Consider the following 23,429-nt stretch of genomic DNA (forward strand, 5'->3'; position numbering starts at 1 on the left):
ATCTCCTGTTAACTGAAGTGAAACTCGCCCGGCGCCTGGATGGGGTCCACGCCCACGCTGATGGTGGCCTTGGGCGCGAACTTGCCTTCCAGCAGCAGCTTGGAGAGTGGGTTCTCGATGCGCTGCTGAATTGCGCGCTTGAGCGGCCGCGCGCCAAACACCGGGTCGAAGCCGACCTTGGCCAACTCGGCCACTGCCGCGTCGCTCACGGCCAGGGTCAGGTCCATCTTGGCCAAACGGCCCATGAGGGTGGCCAGCTGGATCTTGGCGATGGACGCAATATGGTCCGCGCCCAGCGAATGGAAGACCACGGTCTCGTCGATGCGGTTCAAGAACTCTGGGCGGAAGTGGTTCTTCAGCTCGCCGGTCACCGCTTCCTTCACGTCTTCGTAGTCCTGCCCCACCATGCTCTGGATGAGCTGGCTGCCGATGTTGCTGGTCATCACGATGACAGTGTTCTTGAAGTCCACGGTGCGGCCCTGGCCGTCGGTCAGGCGGCCATCGTCCAGCACCTGCAGCAACACGTTGAACACATCGGGGTGGGCCTTTTCCACCTCGTCGAGCAGCAGCACGCTGTAGGGCTTGCGGCGCACGGCCTCGGTCAAGTAGCCGCCCTCCTCGTAGCCCACATAGCCAGGGGGCGCACCGATCAGGCGGGCCACGGAATGCTTCTCCATGAACTCGCTCATGTCGATGCGAATCAAGTGCTCCTCGCTGTCAAACAGGAAGCCGGCCAGCGCCTTGCACAGCTCGGTCTTGCCCACGCCCGTGGGGCCCAGGAAGAGGAAGCTGCCCGTGGGGCGGTTCGGGTCAGAGAGGCCGGAGCGAGAGCGGCGGATGGCGTTGGCAATGGCGGAGATGGCTTCGTCCTGCCCCACCACGCGGTCGTGCAGCTTGGTCTCCATCTGCAGCAGCTTGTCGCGCTCGCCCTGCATCATCTTGCTCACCGGAATCCCGGTGGCGCGGCTCACCACTTCAGCAATTTCTTCCGCACCCACCTGGGTGCGCAGCAGCTGGTTGGCGCGGCCGGCGGCGGCCTTGCCGGCCTCCTGGTCCTGCGCTTCCTTGAGACGCTTTTCCAGCTCGGGCAGCTTGCCGTATTGCAGCTCGGCCACCTTGGCCAGGTCGCCCTTGCGGGTCAGGCCCTCGATCTGGGTGCGCAGCTTGTCGATCTCTTCACGCACCTGGGCGCTGCCCTGGGCGGTGGCTTTTTCGGCTTTCCAGATTTCTTCGAGGTCGGCAATCTCTTTCTGCAGGCTGGCAATCTCTTCGTTGATCAGCTCAAAGCGCTTGAGCGAGGCTTCGTCCTTTTCTTTCTTGACGGCTTCGCGCTCGATCTGCAGCTGAATCAAACGGCGGTCAAGTTTGTCCATGACCTCGGGCTTGGAGTCCAGCTCGATCTTGATCTTGGAGGCGGCTTCGTCGATCAGGTCGATAGCCTTGTCGGGCAAGAAGCGGTCGGTGATGTAGCGGTGGCTCAGCTCAGCCGCGGCCACGATGGCCGGGTCGGTGATGTCCACACCGTGGTGCACCTGGTAGCGCTCTTTCAGGCCGCGCAGGATGGCGATGGTGGCCTCCACCGTGGGCTCGCCGACCAGAATCTTCTGGAAGCGGCGCTCCAGCGCGGCGTCTTTTTCGATGTATTTGCGGTATTCGTCCAGCGTGGTGGCGCCCACGCAATGCAGCTCGCCGCGCGCCAGCGCGGGCTTGAGCATGTTGCCGGCGTCCATGGCGCCCTCGCCCTTGCCGGCGCCCACCATGGTGTGCAGCTCGTCGATGAAGACGATGGTCTGGCCTTCGTCTTTGGCCAGATCCTTGAGCACATTCTTCAGGCGCTCTTCAAACTCGCCACGGAACTTGGCTCCAGCCAGCAAAGCAGCCATGTCCAGGCTCAGCACGCGCTTGCCCTTCAGGCTGTCGGGCACCTCACCGGCGACGATGCGCTGGGCCAGGCCTTCCACAATTGCGGTCTTGCCCACGCCGGGCTCACCGATCAGCACAGGGTTGTTCTTGGTGCGGCGCTGCAGCACCTGGATGGCGCGGCGGATTTCATCGTCGCGGCCAATCACCGGGTCCAGCTTGCCCAGACGGGCGCGCTCGGTCAGGTCGATGCAATACTTCTTGAGCGATTCACGCTGCTCTTCGGCATCGGCGCTGTTCACATTCTGACCGCCGCGCACGGCCTCGATGGCGGCTTCCAGGCTCTTGCGGGTCAGGCCGTTGGCGCGGGCGATGTTGCCCACGTCGCCCTTGTGGTCGGCCACAGCCAGCAGGAATAGCTCGCCCGCAATGAACTGGTCGCCGCGCTTGATGGATTCTTTTTCGGCCGCTTGGAGCAGGGACACCATGTCGCGCCCCACGGTCACCTGCTCGTGGCCTTGCACCTGGGGCAGCTTTTTGATGGCGGCTTCGGCCGAGGCCAGCAGACCGGCGACGTTGACGCCAGCGCGGTTCATCAGCGCTTTGGGGGCGTCGTCAGTGCGAATCATCGCCGCCAGCACGTGCACAGGCTCAATGTAGGCGTTGTCATGGGTGAGGGCCAGGGTCTGGGCCTCGCTCAGGGCCTCTTGGAATTTGGTGGTCAGTTTGTCGATGCGCATTGGAGTTTCCGCGACGAAAATATTGGATGCCTCTCAGCTTGGGGGCAGGAGGCACGAATTTCAAGGCCTGAAAAGCCAGCCGTCCCGCCACCATGGCCCCAGTTTGACCTATCTCAAGCCCGGCGGCCAGCGCCGGGCACCAACCTAGCTCAGCGCAACTCCCATTCCGTTACCCGGTGGTCCGGCTCAGCCACATCAAAGCGTTGCATGCGGAAAGCGGCACGCAGATGCTGACCGCCGCCCGCCAAGGGCTGCAGCGCGCACTCCAGCCAGCCATCGCCATTCCATGCCTGGGCGTTGATCTGCGCCTGCCCAGCCGCCAGCGGTACGGTTTCCTGCGCCAGCATGTCATGCGCAGCCACGTTGGCAAAGCGCAGGGGCGCATGCAAAGCCGGGGTTACGAGCGCATAGGCCTTGACCGGGCTGTGGCTGAAGGTGATGGTGGCACTGGCCGCGCAGTGGTAATCGCCCGAGAGGAAGACCACGTTGCGGATGCGCTGTTCGGCGATGAAGTCGAGCACGCGCTGGCGCTCGGTTTCCACCAGTTGCCAGTTGTCGGTACAGCGCGGCGAGGGCCAGCCCTGCCCTTGCACCAGCCCCGGCGCCAGCACGGAGCCCGTGGCAATGAACTTGGCGTGCGCACCGCGCGCCTCTTCCTGCAGCAGCCAGTCTTGCAGCAACTGCCACTGGCCCGGGTCCAGCAGGCGGCGCTTGGGCTCCAGCGCGCGGCTGCGGTGCACCCGGGTGTTGAGCGAAAGAAAGGCCGCGTCCGCATGCGACACCACACCGTCGTGGCCTTGCGGCCCCATGGGCGCCGGGCCGTGCGCGCGCTGGAAGGCCGCAAAGGCGCTGAGCGCATTGCGCGTCAGCACGGCGCGCGGCGTACCCAGGCGCTCTTCGTCGCGGCTCCAGTTGTCAGCGATCTCGTGGTCGTCCATCACCATGTACAGCGGCAGGCTGCGGGCCAACTGCTTGAACCCGGGCGAAGCAAAGGCCTCGCGGTAGCGCGGCAGCAGCGCTTCGATGGGCGAGCTGCCAGAGGCCAGGCCGGCGCGTGCATCAGCATAAATTTGGTCACCCAGCATCCACATGAAGGACGCGGGGGCCTGGCGCTGATGCTGGGCCAGTTGCTGCAACACGTGGTCGCTGCGTGCGGCCTCCAGCTCGGTGATGCCGGGGTGGCGGCAGGTGGCGGCCACAAAGCGCAAGCCACCCTGCGGCACCAGCAAGCGCCCCTGCAGGCGCAGCACACAGTCGCGCATCCAGCGCAGGCTGCGGCGCTGGCGCGACAGCGTGCCGGGCAGCGCGCGCAGGGCCACATCGCGTTGCTCCCGCACCAGGGCGGCCAGTGGCCGCAACAGGGCGATGGCATCGTCCAGCGTCAGGTCCAGCGGCTGGGGCTGCAGTACCCCGTGCCCCACAGCGGTTTGGGGCACCGCGATGCCGGTAGGCGCCAGTTCCCAGCCCGCAGCTCCTCTGGCCTGCGCCAGGGTTTGGCGGTGATCGGCCAGAGCCGCCTCAAAGGACGGGGGCACAGCGGGTACCGGGCTGCGCCCGGCATTGCCAGTGACCTCTTCCACCGTAAGCGGCTGGCCCCATACGTCGGGCCAGTGCAGCGGGGCGGCTGGCGGCTCCATCGGAGCATCTGCGGCAATGCGGTGCAGACTCACCATGGCCACGGTGATGGCGCCCTGCCAGTCAGCCGGCACCCGCAGGTCGGCCACCGCGTAGACGATGCTCTGGTCGGGTGTCGCATCCTGCGCCACGCCCACCAAGCCCTCCAGCGGGCTGCTCACCAACGGCCAGGCCTGCACCGTGCGTTGGCCTCCGACCGAGAGCAAGGTCATGGCGCCCACGGCCGTGTCGGCCTGCGCGTTGTCCACCTCCATCCAGACGCGCAAGACGGTGTCCGCCCCCTCGCGCCGGACCCAGCCGGTCAACGGACCGGTACGCGGCAGGCGCGCGCGCAGCCGGTTTTGCGTGGCGGGCTCGGGTAGCTCGGCGGCCTGGGCTTTGTTGAAGAAATCCACCACCTCCGAAAAGATGACTTCGGGCGCACGCTTGCCGATGGTGCAGTCAAAGTGGGCGTGCTGTGGCGCGACCAGAAAGCGGTCCAAGCCGGTGGCCAGGCGCTGGCCGCCAAAAGCACGGCTGAACTGGCGCTGGGTTTCGTGCAGCGATTCCTGGTCGAACAGCACGTTGTCTGCACCGTGCAGCAGCATGACGGGCATGCCCAGGTAGCGGCGCACGTTTTCGTCCGTCACATAGATGTTCTGGCCATCGGCGTCCACCAGATGTTCGTACTCCACGCACTTGGCGCCGTGCAGGAACACGCCCAGGTTGGTGCGACCGAAGTACAGGTCCAGCTTCTCGTGGGTTCCGGGGCGGCCGGGTTGGCTCTCGATGAGCTGGTCGTGGCGGAACAGGCGGCTCAGGAAACCGGCCATGCGCTTGCAGGAGGTGCTGTCGGGCTGGTGCACACGCAGGTCGTGCTCGTGCGGGCAGCGCTCGGCCTCGTCATAGTGGAAACTGGCAAATAGCCGGTCCATGAGCGCGTGCAGGCCATCGGCCTGGGCGGTACCGGCGGCAAAGTTCACATACTCCAGGCCCAGCGCGTTGACCATGAGCGAAGCAACCTGCAGGCGCATTTGCGCGGTGACCGAACCGATCACATAGGGCTGGAACTGCGAGAACAGCACGGCGGCCACCTTGGGCTGGCCGGACGCATGCGTAAGGTGGCCACCCAAGAGCGACATGGCGGTCGACGCCGAGCCCACGCAGTGGCTGAACACACTGAGCTGGCCAGGCAGCAACTCAGGCTCGCTGCGCTCGGCCTGCAATACCTCCAACGCGTGGTTCACCGCAGCCGGCAGATCGCAGGCGCCAATGTCATCCATACTGGAGAGGCGTGCCGACGATCGCAGGAAGGGGCTGACGCGGTACTCCAGCAGCCACACGTCCCAGCCCTGGGCGTAGAGCATGGTGGCCAGCGCCCGCTCCCCCAGCTCTTCGGCCACAAAGGGCAAGGTGTTTTGCGCAAACCCGTTCAGCAGGATGATGGACTTGAAGCGACGCTGCCCTTGCGCCGTGACGGTGGATTCCACGCGCGGCTGGGCATAACGCACCATGCCAATGCGGATGGTTTCGGTTTTGGGATCGGAAGCATCCGCCCCGGCCCGCAGCGGCACCGTGAGGCACACCGGCGCCTGCGGCGCCACCGTGCGGCCGCCAGGCAGCTGGATGGGCGGGTACTGGTCAGCGGTCAGCTCGAAGAGGCCGTCATCGGGTGCCTCGGCCGGGTCGGCGGCGGGCAGGTCAGCCTTGTAGTCAGGCAGGCGGAAGTCGAGCATGCGGCTGCTCACCACATAGCGCAGGATAGTGAGCGGGTAGGTGATGAAGGCCGCCAGCGCGTTGACCGTGTCGGGGCCGGGCTTCATCTGAGGTGCAATGCGGCGCACCATCTCGGGCACATCCATGCTCAGGCGGCCCGTGGCCAACACGCGGCCGCCCTTGGCCCGCATGAGGCGCACATCAAGCTGGGTCAGCTCGTCCCAGACGCTGCGGCGCTGTGGCGCAGGCCAGCCGCCCTGCTGCCACTTCTTGCCCGCCCAAGCCCAGAGTTCGCTCCAGCTCAGGGCGGGCTGGATCAGCTTCTTGCCATCCAGGTACCAGCTGTTGTCGCCATCGCTCAGCGTGAGGCGGTAGTCAAAGGTACGCGCCGCACTGGCATGCCACAGCATCTTCAGGCCATCCCACAGCATGCGAGGCAGGGGCTGCTTCTGGCCGGCCTCCTTGGGACGCGTCATGTCGGGACGCCAGCGGGCAACCCAATAGGTGAGCCCGGCCCGAACTACACGGCTGACACGTGAAAGCAGGCCCTCGGACGCGGGGCGAAACAACTGCACCGTACCGCCGGTCACCCTCAGCACTATGGACGGACCATGCGGCGTATCCACCACCAAACACGAATCGGTCAGGCTGCGGGACGTGGGCGTACCCGGCATGGCTTGCAGCGTATGGCTCGGGTCTTGCCACAGGCGCTCCCAGTCGGCCACATCCATCTCCAGAAACAGCGCAGCCGGGGCGTCCTGCCCGGTTGGCCACCACGCTGGCAGTGTGACATCGGGCACCGCTTGCAAGGGGCCGCGCAGCACCTCAGCAAGCACTGCACCACGAAGAGCGCCGGGCTCGGCATGGACGGTGGGGGCGACGGGCGGATGCGCCGGCAGTGCCTGGGTCAGCGGCGCAGAGGCGGGCTCGTGTTGCAGCACCAGACGGCAGGCACGCTCGGCCAGGGCAGTGATGGTGAGCAAGGGGTTTACGCCCAAAGAGGTGGGAATCACTGAGCCATCCACCACCATGAGGCCCGCATGCACACTGCCGTCGGGCAGGAACACCTGCCCCTGGTGGTTGACCACCCCTTGCGCGGGAGAAGCAGCCATGCGGCAGCCACCCAGCGGGTGCACAGTGACCCAGCCACCGTCCCCCTTGGGGCCGCTGAGCACGCTGGCAATCTTGTCGGGCAAGACGCCACTGGCGGGGTTGGGCAGAAATTCGGCGCCCACCTCTTCCACACTGGTGCCGCGGCTGCGGTGCAGGCCCGGGGCGGCATCCAACGCGCCCTTGGCCCAGGACCAGGACAGGCGGGATTGGGGTTTGGCCAATCCGGCCTCGCCAGCCGCGCTGTCGTGCCCCATGCCCAGCATGACCAGGCTGCGCGCCACGCGTTGCGGGTCGCTTACCAGCGGGTCCCGGCTACCACGCTGGCGCAGGCCAAAGCGCGCCAGCTGTGGCAATACGCCAAGGGTGGACAGCATCTCGCCCACGATGGGCGCCAGCATGCCGGGGATACCGCCGTCTTCGGTGATCGTGCTCTGCGTGTGGTCCTTGCGATGGTTGAAGCGGATCACCGAACTGATGGTGGGGCCCACCTTGCCATCAACCGGGCGTGGTGCGCCACTGCCCTCCCCCAGCGCGTTGGCCGTGTCGTCCAGATCGTAGGCCGCGCTAAGGTCATCGCCATTGGCGGAGATGCCCTTGCCCAGCCAGGTGTGCGCCACCAGCAGGCCATGCGTTTGGGAGCGCAGCAGGATTTCGCTGGAACCAAAGGTGCCGGCGCTGAGGACCACACGCCCCGTCCGCAGCGTGAACTCATAAGCACCGTTGAGGGCGCCTTCCTGCGCCTCGAACGATTGCTCCCAGGTGCCGCGCTCGGTGGTTCGCACGCAGTGCACCACCCAGTCGCGGCCGGGGTGGGCGGGGTCAGGGCTGTGCGACACATACAGCACGCTCACCCCGGTGAACAGCTTGGCTCCGGCCTGCACCGCACGCGGCAGGTAAGTTTTGTCCAAGCTCAGCTTGGCGTTGTGGTTGCAACCCGAGCAGCAGTCGCCGCAGCCCACACAGGCATCGCGCGGGCCCAACCCTAACGGTGCGTCGCGCCGGAACTCGATAGCCAATGGCACGTCTTCGGTGCTGACCTGGAGATCAGAGGTGGCAAACTGGCTGGCTGCTGCAGCCCCCATGTCCTGCATGCGCTGGTACTTGGCGGTTTGCTGCGGCACGCAAGCCGGCGACGCACGCTGCGCCGCCGGGGACTGGATTTCCAGCATCTGGTTGGCCAGGGCGTAATCCGCATCGAGCGAGGATTCACGCAATGCCACGGGCCAGGCCTCCTGCTGGAAGACCCGCTCGTCCGGTCGCAGAGCCACCGCAGCATTGATGAGACTGCCCCCGCCCAGGCCATTGCCCACCAGCGCACTGGCCCGGGCGCCCAGGCGAAAGTCGAACAGGGCATCTTCGTAGCCCACGGCAGCGGCACCGGCGCCGCGCTCCGGATTGCCTCCCACTTCGGCGCGCACAAAGCCGCCAAACTGCCCGAAGTCCGTTGGAAATTCACCGGCAACATACTCATTGCCCCGCTCCAGCAGGGCCACGCTACGGCCATGTTCGGCAAAGCGCAAAGCAGCGACCGAGCCTCCGTAGCCCGAGCCCACCACAAGCACCTCGGGGGCGTAGCCCTCCTGTTGCACGTTGGTGATTAGTTGCTCCACACCGTGTGACAGCCAGTGCATCGCGAGTCCCCCTGAAAAGTTGGTTCACATCATCGTAGAAACGGCAGCCGGGTCTCACGCCAGCGCTCAAATTCTTCTATCGGCATGGGCGCTGCGGCAAACCAGCCTTGCGCATAGTCGCAGCCGATCGCCGTCAGCAGAGCCCATTCATCGGCGTCTTCTGCGCCTTCCGCCACCACCACCAGCCCCAGTCGGTGGCCCATGGCGATGGTGGATTCCAGCAGGGCCGCACTGTCGCTGTGCGGGCGCACATTGCGCACAAAGGCGCGGTCGATCTTGAGCTCCGCCACGGGCATCTTCTGCAGGTAGGCGAGCGAGGAATAGCCGGTGCCGAAATCGTCAATGGACAGGCTGAAGCCACTGTTACGCAGCGCATTCATGACCTCCAGCGCAGAGGCCGGGTCCTGCATGGCACCGCTCTCGGTGATTTCAAAGCGGATGTCGGCAGGCTCCACGCCCACCTCTCGGGCCAGCGCCGCGGTGCGCGCGGCAAAACCGGCCTCGCTCAGGTCGAAGATGGAAAGGTTGACCGAAATCTGCAAGGGCTTGCCCTGCGCGCGGTACTGCGTGGCCAATCGCATGGCCCGCTCCAGAACCCAGCGGGTAATCAGCGTGATCCGGCCGGTTTTCTCGGCAAAGGGCACAAAGTTGCCGGGCGGAATCATGCCGCGCACCGGGTGCTCCCAGCGCACCAGGGCTTCGGCGCTGTTGACGGTGCCATCGTGCAGCCGGACCTTGGGTTGCAAATAAAGGCGCAGTTCGCCCGCCTCGACCCCGCGCTTGAGCTCGGAGAGCAAATCCAGGTCGGCGCGCTGGCTGCTTTCCATGGCCTGTTGGTAATGCAACCAGTTGCGGTGCTGGGCACGGCCGGCATCCAGCGCAATCTCGGCATTGCGCAGCAGCTGGGCCATGGTGGGACTGTCCTCAGCCGGCAGCGCCACGCCAACGGACAGCGCAATATCGACAGCTTGGCCCTTGATTTCTGCAGGGTGGTTGAATTCGAGCTCAATCTCTTCCCGTACAGCCGCCAGACTCAGCTGGCCGGGGAACACGAGGCAAAACTGGTCTGCATGCATGCGGCCCACACGCGCCGTGGCATGTTCGCGGCAGACAGACAGCAGGCGGCGCCCTGTTTCCTGCAGGATCTGGTCGCCCAGCTCCGGCCCCAGAGTTTCGTTGATGGCGTGGAAGCGCTCCACATTGAGCATCAGCGCCACGGGCCTCTGGCCCTCGTCGATGCACAACTGGCCATATTGGCGCGCACCTTCACGGTTGAGCAGGCCGGTGAGCGGATCGAAGCGCGCCATGCGCGAAGTCTCACGTTGCAGGCTGAGCGTACGGTCGGCAATGCCGTAGCAGAAGGCAATGGGCAGCAACAGCGTGCGCACGAAATCAAAAGGCGAACCCAGCGCAAGCTCCGAGGGCATGGGCTCACGCAACACCACGCTGTAAAACAAAAAGGTGAGCCAATAGGCCGCAATCGGCGTCATGCCCAGCAACAGGATGCCGCAGCCACGCTCGCCGGCACGCCAGCCGCGCCAATTGCCAGTCAGCAGCACCAGGAAGTGCAGCGGGACGACGAGGTAAATCAGCATATTGGCCACGGACGGCAACATGTAATGCAGCGGAATCAGCAGCACGAACATGCAGGCCACGCCATAGGCCACACGGGCCGCCAGCGGGCTGTGGATCCGAAAGCGCCCGAAACGCACGCTCAGCAGCACCGACAGCACACCGACTAGGTAGTTGAATATCCAGGCGTTGAGCCACAGCGCGGAATGCGCATCCAGCACAAAGGGCAGTCCGCTCTTGGTGAAGATGGTGATGGACTGCATGCCAGCATAGAGCGCGTAAATACCGTAGTTCCAGTCGCGCAGTGCCACGCAGAAAAACAGGGCCACCAGTGCGGTGGTGAAGAGGAAGATGGCGCCACTGTGGTTGATCAGGTCCACGCCCTGCTCTGCCCGCAGGCTGCTTTCCGCCTGGACGGACTCCACCACCAGCTCATGCGCCAGCCCCGGGTAAGCCAACACCCCCGAGGGCGGAGCGAACTGCGCATAAAGCGGGAACTCCGCCTGTGGGCTGGGTGTGAAGATGGCCCGCAGGCCGGTGACCAGCGCGCCACTACTCTGCCCCAAGCGCACAGCTTGCCCCAAGGAACGCCCTTTGGCATCGAAGAGGCGTATATCCACACGTTGCACATTGAGGTCGGCAAAGGACAACCAGTCTGACGTGCCCAAGGACTGGCCCGAAGGCAGTTTGGCGATACGGATCCAGCAAGGCTGGCTATGGGTGGCAACGGGCACCTTGCCGTCGGAGGCCGCCGTCCAGCCGGCAGTGACTTCGGTGACCTGGGGCATGACAAAGGCGTCGCAGCGGTAGTCCACCGCCAGCGGGGCTGCAGAGGCGGCCGTACCCCATAGCAAAGCGGCCAGCCAAACTAGAAAACGCAGCGCCCTTAGCCCCAGATTCATGACCACCCTTGTCGCGAAAATTAATAGGTTTATCGCGCCATGACCGCTGGGCACACACCCCATCGGCAGGCTGGTTTCATTGTAGGGGTGCCCCATTCACAAACGTTACAGGATCATGTATTTCAGGCTCTTGCAATCGCTGCGGCGCGGGCCGACCAGGTCACTGGCAAAGCGTGGCTGGTGGCGACGGCAATGACCTTGCCATTGGCGTCCAAGGTTTCGCGGCGTGCACCGGTGGCGTGCTTGAGCAGGCCACGTATGAGCTCGTTGCTGGGCTCCAGCGGGCGGAACTGAAAGCCGCAGCTCTTGAGGTAGCCCACAGAGAACTGCTTGAGCCGGGCGAAGTAGCCGGTGGCAATGTCGAACTCGCCGCGCTTGCCGGGGGCGGCGGCCGACTGGGTGCCGTCGTCGTCGAACAGCTCCACCATGGTCATCAGGCTGCCGGCCAGGCCAGAGTTGAGCGTGAGCATGGGAATGATGGCGCTGGCGCGGCAACCTTCCTGAAAGAACTCGGTAAAGGCCTTGGTGTCGGTGATCAGGCCGCCGGCCTTGGTATTGGGCTCGCGGTTGCCATAGACGCCGCGCGCCGGACCAGGCTGCAGGTCGGCCCGAGCACGCTCCTTGGCGAACTCTTCGCGTGCCTTGCCCAGGAAATCGGCAATCGCCGAGCGCTCCAGCAGGCGGTAGATCAGCTTGATCATCCATTCAATCGCGGAGATCACCACGCTCACCAATGCGCCCAGCCCGGGCAAAAACACACCCACGGCCACCTTGCTGGCACCCTTGAGCACATCGGCCAGACCCTTGAAGACGCCCATGCTCATCTGGTGTTCGACCGCATTGGCCATCTCCTCGGGGTGGCCGGCGCGCAGGCGGATGCGGCGACGATCGTTCCAGGAGGCAATGCGGGTGCAGGCTTCGTCGATGGTGCGCGCCAGGCCAGTGCCCACGTCCATGGCGCCGCCCAGAAAGGGCAGCGCGTTTTTCATCACCAGGTCGAGGATGTACTTGGTGCAGGCCTTGATCAGCGCACCCGCCTTCTCCGCCGTGTTGATGCTGCCGCGATCGCGCCAGGCGTCGGTGATCAGGCGGGCCACTGAGCCCAGCGCTTTCTTGACCGCCTCCCACAGCGCGCGCGCGGCGCGCGCAATCGCCAGCGCGCCGTCGGCCAGCAAGGCACCGGTGGCGATCAGCGGCGAGGCGATGCCCGCCCCCACATAAGCCGCAGCGCCCAGGTATTTGTTGTGGTTGTACACATCACTCAGGCCGGTGGTCACGCGGTTGAGCGCGGCCTCGCTGGTCGGAAACCAGGTCTTGGCAGGCACCACCACCGGCGTGGACGAGACCTTGCCGGCTGTGGTGCTGGCGCCCTTGACCACCCCCAGCACGCCCTTGCCCGCACCCACGAGGTGGCTGGTCTTGATCGGTTGACCCAGAGCGTCGAAGACGGCCTTGTTGGCCTTGGCGGCGTTGCCGAGCTTGTGAAAGTCGGTGCCAAAGCCGGTGCCCACGGAGGCGCCCACGGTGCTCAGGCCCTCGATCACTACCGAGGCCACATCCATCTTGAGCTCGATATTGGCGAGGAAATACAGCACGCCGTAGCGCGAATGCGGAATCTCGGTCTCACGGATTTTCTTGGCTGCCGCCAAGTCCAGCGCGCGCGCCTTCTGGGGCGATATGCGCACGCTGTCGGGGGCAAGCTCGTTGTGCATCCACTCCAGCAGGCCGCCGCTGACCGTATTGCGCTCGCAACTGCGCCAGTCACCGCCATGGGCCAGGCGGTAGTCTTGCAGGGCTTGGTAGAGCTGCTTTCTCTTGTAGTCCGACTGCGACTCCCAGTAGGCCGCATAGGCCAAGTCCAGCTTCTGGGTGCCGGCGCTGCGTGCGTGCAGGCGCAGCGAGGTGCGCTCCTTGAACTCCTTGGGAGATACAAATGTCAGCGGTCCCTTTTTGCCCATGCCCTGCTCCGTGTTGTACGAACTGCATTCTAGGGAGAAGCAGGGCGTTGTAACAGCGTGTTTCAGTCAGCCGCAGGCGCGTTACCCGCAGCAATGCCCCAGCGCGCCAACGCCGCATCATCGCTCACCCGGGCATCCACCCAGTGCGCGCCTTGGGGCGTTTGCTCTTTCTTCCAGAACGGGGCCTGGGTCTTGAGATAGTCCATGAGGAACTCGCAGGCCTGGAAACTCTGGCCGCGGTGTGCCGAGCTGACGGCCACCAGCACCACGCCCTCCGTCGGCTGCAACAGGCCGATGCGGTGGACCACACGGGCACCGAAGATGTCGAAGCGGGCCATGGCTTCGTCCACCATGGTCTCGATGGATTTCTCGGTCATGCCGGGGTAATGCTCCAGCTCCATGCTTTGCACAGAGCCCGCCGCACCGGGTGCATTGCGGTCACGCACCAGACCCACAAACGTGCAAACCGCCCCGACGCGCGGGTCACCGGCTTGCAGGGCGGCTATCTCCTGCGCCACGTCAAAAGGCTGTGGCTGGATACGGACACGGGCGTGGGAAGCGGCATCAGAAGGCATGGCCAGATTGTGGCATCGTGCTAGGATGTGTCCCATGTTCGCACTCACCACACTTCTCGCCGCAGCCACTCTGGCACTGGCCTGCGCATGTGTGGTGGCCGCAAACAAATCCAAAAAACCCAAGCTCATTTGACCGGAGCTGCGGTTCCGTCCTCAAGTGAGCGATGGAACTGCGAACAACACCCCTCCCCCGTTTTCCGCACCCGCCGCGCACCTGTCGATGGTTTCCTTCCATCGGTCGCTTTTTGCAAAGGATGTTCGCGTGCACGCTTCTGACAACTCTGGCCACCAACCCACCGGCCTGTGGATTCCCCTCGTTACACCGTTTCACCACCATGCAGTCGACCACGCAGCGCTGCGCACCCTGGTGCAGCACCTGGTACCGCAAGGCATCGCCGGCATCGTGGTTTGCGGCTCTACCGGCGAGGCTGCGGCACTGAGCGAGGACGAGCAACTGGCCGTGCTGGACACTGTGCAACAGGCCGCGCCCGGGCTGCCGCTGGTCATGGGCCTGTCGGGCTACCACCTGCCCGACACGCTGGACTGGGTGCGCACGCTCAATGATCGGGAGCTAGCAGGTCTGCTGGTGCCCGCCCCCCACTACATCCGCCCGTCGCAGGCCGGGCTGCAACACTGGTTTGAGGCCATTGCCAGCACCAGCCGCGCCCCTGTCTGGCTCTACGACATTCCGGCCCGCACCGGCAGCACGCTGCAGCTCGCCACCCTGCGTGCGCTGGCGCAGCACCCCAACATCCGCTCCATCAAGGACTGCGGTGGCGACGCCGCCAAGACCCAGGCCCTGATTGCCGACGGGCAGCTGCAGGTACTGGCGGGGGATGACGCCAACATCTTTGCCACCCTGGCTTGGGGCGGCGCGGGCGCCATCGCCGCAGGCGGCCATGTGCACACGGCCCGGCTGGTGCGATGCATGCGCGCACTGGAACAAGGAAAGCTGGCCCAGGCCCGGACCGACTGGCAGGCGCTACAACCGCTCATGGAAGCCTTGTTCGCAGAGCCCAACCCGGGACCGGTCAAAGCCTTGCTGGCGCAACAGGGCCTGATTCAGGATGGACTGCGCGCGCCCATGACCGCAGCTAGCGCCGCACTCGGACAACGCCTGCAGGCCCTCAGCGCTGCAGTGGGAGCGGCCTAGCCGCCAGTCACCGGGGGGAAAAAGGCGACTTCGCAGCCCTCGCTCAGGGCTGCGCTGCCGTCGCTCATTTGCTGGTTGAGCGCCATACGCACTGCGCGGCCGGGGGCCAGAGCCTGAGCAGCCACACCACCCCGCGCCACCAGCTCAGCGCGCAGAGCGTCGAGCGTGCGGGACTCGGTGCTGAGCTGCTCGCTGCTGGTACCCATGGCTTCGCGCACGGCGGCGAAGTAGCGCACGGTGAGCTTCATGCCGATAGCTCGCTGAAGGGGATGTAGCGCACCGTTGCGCCGTACTGGATGGGCTCGCCCGCGGGCACGTCGATCAGGCCATCGCCCCAGGCGGCGGAGGTGAGCACACCCGAACCCTGGTTGCCAAACAGGTCCAGCCCGCCATTGGCATTGCGGCGTACGCGCAGAAATTCACGCCGTTTATCGGCTCTGGGCCAATCAAAATCTGCGCGAGCAGCTATGGTTTTCATAGCAACGTCCTGGACACCCTGGAGGCGCAAGAGGAAGGGCCGCACCAGCACCAGAAAGGTGACGAAGCTGGACACCGGATTGCCCGGCAGGCCGATGAAGTGCACTTCGCCCACACGGCCATGCGCAAACGGCTTGCCCGGCTTGATGGCGATCTGCCAGAGGTTCAGCTGACCCAATGCCTGGACGGCGGGTTTGATGTGGTCTTCCTCCCCCACGGACACGCCGCCGCTGGTGAGGATGAGGTCGTGCGAGCCAGCCGCATCACGCAGGGCCTGCACAGTCGCGTCCAAGCGGTCGGGCACGATGCCCAAATCCGTCACCTCGCAGCCCAGGCGGCGCAGGAGACCGTGCAGGAAAAAGCGGTTGGAGTTGTAGATGGCGCCCGGAGGCATCTGCTCGGGCGGCACGGTGCCAGGCATGACCAGCTCATCGCCCGTGGAGAACAGCGCCACACGCGGGCGGCGAGCCACCTGCAGCTGCGCCATGCCTACGCTGGCAGCCAGGCCCAGCGCCGCAGGCCCCAGACGGGTACCGGCAGCCAGCACCACATCGCCACGGGCGACGTCTTCACCCGAGCGGCGGATGTTCTGGCCGGGCAGCGGCAAGGTGTTGATCTGCACGCGGGCATTGCCATCAGCATCCAGCAGCGTGCAATCCTCCTGCATCACCACCGCATCCGCGCCTTCGGGTACAGGGGCACCAGTAAAGATGCGGGCCACGGTACCGGGCTGCAAGGGGTCGCCCACACTGCCAGCCGCAATGCGCTGGGACACCGGCAAGGGTCCCTGCCCGCCCAGCACGTCATCCACCCGCAGGACATAACCGTCCATCGCGCTGTTGTCGCAGGGCGGCACCTGCAGGCCCGACACGATGGTCTGCGCCAGTACTCGGCCGTCGGCCTGGGCCACAGGCAGGGTTTCGTGCTCCACCAAGGGCTGCACATCGGCCAACAGCTGGGCCAGCGCGTCGTCCAGCGGCATCAGGGGTTTGCGGGGGGCGGTGGACATGCTGGAGATCGCTATGGTTTTAATAGCTGCTCGCGCACATTTGATGCGGGCCAGGTAGCTATTTCGTCTTCAATGGCTCAGTAGCCACACTCGCTGGCGATCAGCGCCTGGACGGCAGCCACATCGGCGTCCATCACCTTCACGCGCTTGGGCAGGGCTTCGATGCCTTCGAACTTGGCGGGCCGCTCGGGCTCACGGCCCAGAGCTTCGACGATGGTGGCGGCGAACTTGATGGGCAGCGCGGTTTCCAGCACCACCATGGGCACGCCGGCCTCGCGGCGCTCCAGCGCCACCTTCAGGCCATCGGCCGTGTGGGTGTCGATGACCATGCCGTGGCGGTTCCAGGTGTCCTTGATCGTTTGCAGGCGATCGGCGTGCACGCTCTTGCCGCTGACAAAGCCGTAACGGCTGGCGGCCTGGGCGAACACGGGATCGGCGCTCAGGTCGAACTGGCCGGTCTTGGACAGGCCTTCACCAAACAGCGCCTTGGTACGCGCACCGTCGCGGCCCAGCAGGTCGAACACAAAGCGCTCGAAGTTGCTGGCCTTGGAAATGTCCATGGAGGGGCTGGAGGTCTCATGCGTGTCGGCCGTACCACGCACGCGGTAGACGCCGGTGCGGAAGAACTCGTCGAGCACATCGTTCTCGTTGGTGGCGACCACCAGCTTGTCAACGGGCAGGCCCATCTGACGCGCCACATGGCCGGCGCAGACGTTACCGAAGTTGCCTGACGGCACTGCGAAGCTGACCTTCTGCGAATTCTTCTCCGTGGCCTGGATGTAACCCGCAAAGTAGTACACCACCTGGGCCAGCAAGCGTGCCCAGTTGATGGAGTTGACGGTACCGATCTTGTATTTGCGCTTGAACGCCAGGTCGTTGGAGACGGCCTTCACGATGTCCTGGCAGTCGTCAAACACGCCGTTGATGGCGATGTTGTGGATATTGGCGTCCTGCAGGCTGAACATCTGCGCCTGCTGGAAGGGGCTCATGCGGCCGTGCGGGCTGGTCATGAAGACGCGCACCCCCTTTTTGCCGCGCATGGCGTACTCGGCCGCGCTGCCGGTGTCGCCGCTGGTGGCACCCAGGATGTTGAGCTCTTCGCCACGGCGGCCCAGTTCGTACTCGAACAGGTTGCCCAGCAGCTGCATGGCCATGTCCTTGAAGGCCAGCGTGGGGCCGTTGGACAGGGCTTCGATCCACACGCCGTCTTCCAGATGGCGCAGCGGCACGATCTCGCCGGTGCCAAACACCTCGGCGGTGTAGGTCTTGGCGCACAAAGCGCGCAGGTCGTCAGCGGGAATGTCGTCGATGTAGAGCGACAGGATCTCGAACGCCAGGGCCGCGTAGCCCTGCTCATGGTAGACCTTGCGCCACTGGCTCAGCGTCGCATCGCTGACCTGCGGGTAGGCCTCGGGCAGGTAGAGGCCGCCATCGGGCGCCAGGCCTTCAAGCAAAATTTCGCAGAAGCGTTTGCGGTCGGGGTTGCCACGGGTGGAGAGGTAACGCATCAGTTCAACTCCTCTTTGCGGATACGGGTGATGGGCGCCAGCACCGTGGGCAGGGCCTGCATCTGGGCGATGGCCGCGTTCATCTTGGCTTCGGTGCACTCGTGCGTGAGGATGATGACGTCGGTCTGCGTACCGGCTTCGCCACTGATCTCGTCGGCTTCACGCTGTAGCACCGCATCGATGCTGATGCCCGCCTCGGCCAGGATACCGGTGACCTTGGCCAGCACGCCGGCTTCGTCCGCCACGCGCAAGCGCAGGTAGTAGCTGGTCACCACCTCACCCATGGGCAGGATGGGCGTGTTGCTCATGGCGCCGGGCTGGAAGGCTAGGTGCGGCACGCGCTGGGCGGCGTCAGCGGTGTGCAGGCGGGTGATGTCCACCAAGTCGGCAATCACGGCGCTGCCGGTTGGCTCGGAACCCGCGCCCTTGCCGTAGTACAGCGTGGTGCCCACGGCGTCACCGTTGACGACCACGGCGTTCATGGCACCTTCCACATTGGCGATGAGGCGCTTGGCCGGAATCAGCGTGGGGTGCACGCGCAGCTCGATGCCGTTGGCCATGCGCTTGGTGATGCCCAGCAGCTTGATGCGATAGCCCAGCTGTTCGGCGTATTTGATGTCGGCCGAGCTCAGTTGGGTGATGCCTTCCACATAGGCCTTGTCAAACTGCACGGGAATGCCGAACGCAATCGCGCTCATCAGAGTGAGCTTGTGTGCGGCGTCCACGCCTTCGATGTCGAAGGTGGGGTCGGCTTCGGCGTAGCCCAGACGTTGCGCCTCTTTCAGCACCACGTCAAAGTCCAGACCCTTGTCGCGCATCTCGGACAGGATGAAGTTGGTCGTGCCGTTGATGATGCCGGCGATCCATTGCACACGGTTGGCGGTCAGGCCTTCGCGCAGCGCCTTGATGATGGGAATGCCACCGGCCACAGCGGCTTCAAACGCCACCATCACGCCCTTGGCGGAGGCAGCAGCAAAGATCTCGGTGCCGTGCACGGCCAGCAAGGCCTTGTTGGCAGTCACCACGTGCTTGCCAGCGGCAATGGCTTCCAGCACCAGCTCCTTGGCCAGCGTGTAGCCACCGATGAGTTCCACCACGATGTCGATGTCGGGGTTACGGATGATGTCGCGTGCATCGGCCACCACCTTGGCCTTGTCGCCCACCACGGCCAGTGCCTGGGCCGTGTTGCGGCGCGACACCATGGTCACCTCGATGCCACGGCCTGCGCGGCCCTTGATCTCTTCCTGGTTGCGCTGCAGGACATTGAACACACCGCTGCCCACGGTGCCCAGGCCCATCACGCCCACTTGTATCGGTTTCATAAGCTCTTCAAGTAAAAATACGTCTGACCCGCATGAATAGTGCGCGAGCCGCTATCAAAATCAGAGTGATTCAGGTCCCATTGCGTTTGCGGTAGCTCTCCAGGAAGCGTGCGATGCGGCCAATGGCCTCGCGCAGGTCGTCCTCATGGGGCAGGAACACAATGCGGAAATGGTCGGGCTGTTGCCAGTTAAAGCCCGTGCCCTGCACCAGCATCACGCGGGTCTCGCGCAGCAGCTCCAGGAAAAACTGGCGGTCGTCCGAGATGGGGTACACCTTGGGATCCAGTTTGGGGAACATGTAGAGCGCGGCCTGCGGCTTCACGCAGCTCACGCCGGGAATGGCGGTGATCAGCTCGTAAGCCAGGTCGCGCTGGCGGCGCAAGCGGCCACCTTCGCATACCAGGTCGTTGATGCTTTGGTAACCACCCAGCGCTGTCTGGATCGCCCATTGGCCCGGCACGTTGGAGCACAGCTTCATATTCGAGAGCATGTTCAAGCCCTCGATGTAGTCCGACGCGGCCTTCTTGTCGCCCGATACCACCAGCCAACCCGCGCGGTAACCGCAGGAACGGTAGCTCTTGGAAAGCGAATTGAAGGTCAGCGTCAGCACGTCGGTGGACAGGCTGGCCAGCGCGGTGTGCTTGATACCGTCGTACAGGACCTTGTCATACACCTCGTCCGCCAGAATCACCAAGCCATGCTCACGCGCAATGTTGATGATGCCCTTGAGCAGCTCATCGGAGTACAGCACGCCCGTGGGGTTGTTGGGGTTGATGACCACGATGCCCTTGGTGCGCGGCGTGATCTTGGCGCGGATGTCGTCCAGGTTGGGCATCCAGCCATTGGCTTCGTCGCACAGGTAGTGCACCGGCGTGCCGCCCGAGAGGCTGGTGGCTGCGGTCCACAGCGGGTAGTCGGGCATGGGCAGCAGCAGCTCGTCGCCATTGTCGAGCAGCGCATTGGTAGCCATGGTGATGAGCTCACTGGCGCCATTGCCCAGGTAGATGTCATCAAGCGTAACGCCGGCAACACCCTGTTTCTGTGTCTCGTGCATCACGGCCTTGCGCGCCGCGAAGATGCCCTTGCTGTCCGAATAGCCCGCCGAGTTGGGCAGGTTGCGGATCATGTCCTGCTGGATTTCCTCGGGCGCATCAAAACCGAACACCGCCAAATTGCCCAGATTGAGCTTGATGATCTTTTGGCCTTCGTCCTCCATCTGACGCGCCGCGTCCATGATGGGACCGCGGATGTCATAGAGCACATTGGCCAGCTTGGCAGATTTCTGAACGGTTTTCAAAGTCCCTCCGGGAGGTGGCTACACAGGGTGAAACCTATAATTTGACCACAGAACGCCGGGCAACTGCCCGCACGACCACTGCCCTTTCAGGCGCTGCATACGCCATACGCTCCAAGCCACCATGAAATTCATCCCCGATGCCGCACAAGGCCTGTCCATCACCGGCTATGGGCCGGGCTGGATAGGTGTTAACGGTGAGCAACACCGCACCAGCGTGCTGGTCAGCAGCCAAGGTGTATGCCGCCCCTGGGGCGGCGCCACATTTGCCGACCTGCAGGCAAGCCATTTCGACGAGTTGGCCGAGCTGGCCCCGGAACTGGTGCTGTTTGGCAGTGGCACGCGCATCCAGTTTCCCCCGCCGCAATGGCTCACCGCTTTGTATGCCAAGCGCATCGGCGTGGAAACCATGGACACCCAGGCTGCGTGCCGTACTTACAACTTTCTGGCGGGCGAAGGCCGCCGGGTTCTGGCCGCCCTGCTGGTTTAGGGAATCCACCAAAGGAGCCGCTGCAGGAACGGTTCCTATTTCAGAGTAAAATTGCGGGTTGCGGTCTGGGGCGAAAAATTGCTGTCACGTTTGACGCCCCGCACACCATGACTGACACATCAAGCACGCGAGACTGAAATACCCTATGGCGATCGTTGTCAACAAACCCCTCCCCGAATTTGAAGCCAACGCCACCGGTGGCATCAAGGTGACCAACACCAGCCACGTCGGGAAAACCATGGTTTTGTACTTTTACCCCAAGGACAACACCCCCGGCTGCACCACGGAAGCCATGCAATTCCGCGACAAATACAAGGATTTCGTCAAGGCTGGCGCCGAAGTTTTCGGTGTCTCCCGCGACAACATGAAGTCCCACGATGAGTTCAAGGCCAAGCTGGAACTACCCTTCGAACTGATCGCCGACACGGAAGAAAAAATGTGCCATATGTTTGGCGTGGTCAAGAACAAGATCATGTACGGCAAGAAGGTCAAGGGCATCGAGCGCAGCACTTTCCTGGTGGGCGCCGATGGTGTTCTGAAAGAAGAATGGCGCGGCCTGAAGGTCCCCGGCCATGTGGACGACGTGCTCAAGGCAGTCAAGGCGCTCAAGAAAGCAGCCTGATTTACCGTCTGTTGTTTTGCTGCACAAGCAGAACAACAGCGCCATTTGGCTCATGCATAATGGTTTCATGCCGTTGAACGTCGCAACCGCGCTCTCACAAAAAGCCGCCTTGGCTCAAGGCGGCTTTTTCGTTTTTCCGGCTACGGTTTTTCTCTTTCCTTCCTCTGCGAGCCCACTCCATGCCATTGCCTCCAGCCCCGTCCAAGCGCGCCGATCGCCTGACCGCCAAAGACTTTGACGCGCCTGCACGAGCGACCCCACGACCCCAGCGCAAAGCGCAGGCAGCCTCAGAGCCTGCCCCCATCGTCACCAGCAACGGCGTGACCCGCGACAAACCCGTGGCCAGGAAAGCCCAGACTGCGGCACTGACGCACACCCCGCCGGTGAGCATCCCCTTGCCCGTCAAGGCAGCCAGCGCGGCCAAGGCTGTGGCACCCGCCACCCCGGTACGCCGCGCCAAGAAAACCAGTACCGGCCCAAGCAAGCTGTTCGTGCTGGATACCAATGTGCTGCTGCACGACCCGATGTGCCTGTTCCGCTTCGAGGAACACGACATCTACCTGCCCATGATCGTGCTGGAAGAGCTCGACGGTCACAAAAAGGGCATGACCGAAGTGGCCCGCAATGCCCGCCAGACCAGCCGCACGCTGGACACGCTGGCTGGCGCACCGGGGGCTGACATTGCCGCCGGCTTCCAGCTCGACAGCACCGGCCACAAGGATGCACGTGGCAAGCTGCTGTTCCAGACCCAGCCCCTGAACTACACCCTGCCCACCAGCCTGCCCCAGGGCAAGGCCGACAACCAGATCCTGGGGGTCGTGGAGGCCCTGCGCCAGCATTACGCGCCGCGCGAAGTGGTGCTGGTGTCCAAGGACATCAACATGCGCGTCAAGGCACGCGCCCTGGGCCTGGCCACGGACGACTACCAGAACGACAAGACACTGGAAGACGGCGACCTGCTCTACTCCGGCTCGCTCGCCCTGCCCTCCGACTTCTGGGCCACGCATGGCCAGGGCGTGGAGAGCTGGCAACAAGGTCAGCACACCTTCTACAAGGTGGATGGCCCTGTGGTGCCCAGCATGATGATCAACCAGTTCGTCTACTTCGAGTCGCCTGGAGAGCCCAGCCTCTATGCCCGCGTTACAGAGATTCGCGGTACCACTGCCGTGCTCAAGACACTGAAGGACTTCAACCATCTCAAGAACGCCGTCTGGGGCGTGACCACGCGCAACCGCGAGCAGAACTTCGCGATGAACCTGCTGACCGACCCGGAAGTCGATTTCGTCACCCTGACCGGCACCGCCGGCACCGGCAAGACGCTGATGGCACTTGCAGCCGGCCTGACCCAGGTACTGGACGACCGCCGCTACACCGAAATCATCGTGACGCGCGCCACTGTCAGCGTGGGCGAGGACATTGGTTTCCTGCCCGGCACGGAAGAAGAGAAGATGGGCCCCTGGATGGGCGCACTCGACGACAACCTGGAAGTGCTGGGCAAGACCGACACCAACGCCGGTGAATGGGGGCGCGCTGCCACCAACGAGCTGATCCGCAGCCGCGTGAAGATCAAGAGCATGAACTTCATGCGCGGACGTACCTTCCTGAACAAGTACGTCATCATCGATGAGGCGCAGAACCTGACGCCCAAGCAGATGAAGACGCTGATCACGCGCGCCGGCCCTGGCACCAAGATCATCTGCATGGGCAACCTTGCGCAGATCGACACGCCCTACCTCACCGAAGGGTCCTCGGGCCTGACATTTGCGGTGGACAAGTTCAAGGGCTGGCCGCACGGTGGGCATATCACGCTGGCACGCGGTGAACGCTCTCGCCTGGCCGACTTCGCCAGCGAGGTGCTCTGATTTGCTATTGA

The 23,429-nt window shown here is 64.4% G+C and carries 14 protein-coding genes; 4 read left to right on the forward strand and 10 right to left on the reverse strand.

Translation table 11 applies throughout. The features are described 5' to 3' along the window. Window positions 1-8: 8 nt before the first annotated feature. From clpB to AC1RNN_RS06650, 5 genes are all read right to left on the reverse strand, one after another. A complete protein-coding gene (clpB, locus tag AC1RNN_RS06630) occupies window positions 9-2,600 on the reverse strand; it encodes an ATP-dependent chaperone ClpB (RefSeq protein WP_493087595.1) in 2,592 nt (863 codons plus the stop codon). A 149-nt stretch (window positions 2,601-2,749) separates the two neighbouring features. Further along, a complete protein-coding gene (locus AC1RNN_RS06635) occupies window positions 2,750-8,674 on the reverse strand; it encodes an alkaline phosphatase D family protein (protein WP_493087593.1) in 5,925 nt (1,974 codons plus the stop codon). A 29-nt stretch (window positions 8,675-8,703) separates the two neighbouring features. Next, the gene (locus AC1RNN_RS06640; RefSeq protein ID WP_493087592.1) at window positions 8,704-11,148 is read right to left on the reverse strand and encodes a putative bifunctional diguanylate cyclase/phosphodiesterase; all 2,445 of its coding nucleotides are present in this window, start codon (window positions 11,146-11,148) and stop codon (window positions 8,704-8,706) included. Between the two features lie 122 nt (window positions 11,149-11,270). Beyond that, on the reverse strand, window positions 11,271-13,106 hold the full coding sequence (locus tag AC1RNN_RS06645) for a hypothetical protein (RefSeq protein ID WP_493087590.1): 1,836 nt from the start codon (window positions 13,104-13,106) through the stop codon (window positions 11,271-11,273). 62 nt (window positions 13,107-13,168) lie between these two features. After that, window positions 13,169-13,681, reverse strand: coding sequence for a molybdenum cofactor biosynthesis protein MoaE (locus AC1RNN_RS06650; RefSeq protein ID WP_493087589.1), 513 nt, complete (start codon window positions 13,679-13,681; stop codon window positions 13,169-13,171). A 262-nt stretch (window positions 13,682-13,943) separates the two neighbouring features. Here AC1RNN_RS06650 and dapA point away from each other — a divergent pair, with 262 nt between their 5' ends. Then, a complete protein-coding gene (dapA, locus tag AC1RNN_RS06655; protein ID WP_493087587.1) occupies window positions 13,944-14,834 on the forward strand; it encodes a 4-hydroxy-tetrahydrodipicolinate synthase in 891 nt (296 codons plus the stop codon). Here the strand turns inward: dapA and moaD are convergent. The 5 genes from moaD to AC1RNN_RS06680 form a co-directional block, all read right to left on the reverse strand. Further along, the gene (moaD, locus tag AC1RNN_RS06660; protein WP_493087585.1) at window positions 14,831-15,082 is read right to left on the reverse strand and encodes a molybdopterin converting factor subunit 1; all 252 of its coding nucleotides are present in this window, start codon (window positions 15,080-15,082) and stop codon (window positions 14,831-14,833) included. The two genes, dapA and moaD, sit on opposite strands and share 4 nt — an antisense overlap. After that, window positions 15,079-16,320, reverse strand: a complete 1,242-nt coding sequence (locus AC1RNN_RS06665) for a molybdopterin molybdotransferase MoeA (RefSeq protein WP_493087584.1) — start codon at window positions 16,318-16,320, stop codon at window positions 15,079-15,081. Before AC1RNN_RS06665 ends, moaD begins: the two co-directional genes overlap by 4 nt. Before the next feature lie 77 nt (window positions 16,321-16,397). Then, on the reverse strand, window positions 16,398-17,828 hold the full coding sequence (gene thrC / locus AC1RNN_RS06670) for a threonine synthase (RefSeq protein ID WP_493087582.1): 1,431 nt from the start codon (window positions 17,826-17,828) through the stop codon (window positions 16,398-16,400). Then, a complete protein-coding gene (locus tag AC1RNN_RS06675) occupies window positions 17,828-19,150 on the reverse strand; it encodes a homoserine dehydrogenase (protein WP_493087580.1) in 1,323 nt (440 codons plus the stop codon). Before AC1RNN_RS06675 ends, thrC begins: the two co-directional genes overlap by 1 nt. A gap of 70 nt (window positions 19,151-19,220) precedes the next feature. Then, complete coding sequence (locus AC1RNN_RS06680; protein ID WP_493087578.1) at window positions 19,221-20,447, reverse strand: pyridoxal phosphate-dependent aminotransferase; 1,227 nt, start codon at window positions 20,445-20,447, stop codon at window positions 19,221-19,223. A gap of 121 nt (window positions 20,448-20,568) precedes the next feature. Between AC1RNN_RS06680 and AC1RNN_RS06685 the strand changes: the two genes are divergently transcribed. The 3 genes from AC1RNN_RS06685 to AC1RNN_RS06695 all read left to right on the forward strand — a co-directional run bounded on the left by AC1RNN_RS06685 (window position 20,569) and on the right by AC1RNN_RS06695 (window position 23,418). Next, window positions 20,569-20,934, forward strand: coding sequence for an Mth938-like domain-containing protein (locus AC1RNN_RS06685; protein ID WP_493087576.1), 366 nt, complete (start codon window positions 20,569-20,571; stop codon window positions 20,932-20,934). 145 nt (window positions 20,935-21,079) lie between these two features. Next, window positions 21,080-21,556: a peroxiredoxin gene (locus AC1RNN_RS06690; RefSeq protein WP_493087575.1), complete on the forward strand. Its 477-nt coding sequence runs from the start codon at window positions 21,080-21,082 to the stop codon at window positions 21,554-21,556. Between the two features lie 179 nt (window positions 21,557-21,735). Further along, entirely contained in the window at window positions 21,736-23,418 is a 1,683-nt protein-coding gene (locus AC1RNN_RS06695) for a PhoH family protein (RefSeq protein ID WP_493087574.1), read from the forward strand. The last annotated feature ends 11 nt before the right edge of the window (window positions 23,419-23,429 follow it).

It is taken from the genome of Rhodoferax sp. GW822-FHT02D07 (assembly GCF_058802405.1).

Bases quoted from the DNA above. Each gene is read 5' to 3' on its own strand.
- clpB (WP_493087595.1), bottom strand. From the start codon at position 2,600: ATGCGCATCGACAAACTGACCACCAAATTCCAAGAGGCCCTGAGCGAG.
- AC1RNN_RS06635 (WP_493087593.1), bottom strand. From the start codon at position 8,674: ATGCACTGGCTGTCACACGGTGTGGAGCAACTAATCACCAACGTGCAA.
- AC1RNN_RS06640 (WP_493087592.1), bottom strand. From the start codon at position 11,148: ATGAATCTGGGGCTAAGGGCGCTGCGTTTTCTAGTTTGGCTGGCCGCT.
- AC1RNN_RS06645 (WP_493087590.1), bottom strand. From the start codon at position 13,106: ATGGGCAAAAAGGGACCGCTGACATTTGTATCTCCCAAGGAGTTCAAG.
- AC1RNN_RS06650 (WP_493087589.1), bottom strand. From the start codon at position 13,681: ATGCCTTCTGATGCCGCTTCCCACGCCCGTGTCCGTATCCAGCCACAG.
- moaD (WP_493087585.1), bottom strand. From the start codon at position 15,082: ATGAAGCTCACCGTGCGCTACTTCGCCGCCGTGCGCGAAGCCATGGGT.
- AC1RNN_RS06665 (WP_493087584.1), bottom strand. From the start codon at position 16,320: ATGTCCACCGCCCCCCGCAAACCCCTGATGCCGCTGGACGACGCGCTG.
- thrC (WP_493087582.1), bottom strand. From the start codon at position 17,828: ATGCGTTACCTCTCCACCCGTGGCAACCCCGACCGCAAACGCTTCTGC.
- AC1RNN_RS06675 (WP_493087580.1), bottom strand. From the start codon at position 19,150: ATGAAACCGATACAAGTGGGCGTGATGGGCCTGGGCACCGTGGGCAGC.
- AC1RNN_RS06685 (WP_493087576.1), top strand. From the start codon at position 20,569: ATGAAATTCATCCCCGATGCCGCACAAGGCCTGTCCATCACCGGCTAT.
- AC1RNN_RS06690 (WP_493087575.1), top strand. From the start codon at position 21,080: ATGGCGATCGTTGTCAACAAACCCCTCCCCGAATTTGAAGCCAACGCC.
- AC1RNN_RS06695 (WP_493087574.1), top strand. From the start codon at position 21,736: ATGCCATTGCCTCCAGCCCCGTCCAAGCGCGCCGATCGCCTGACCGCC.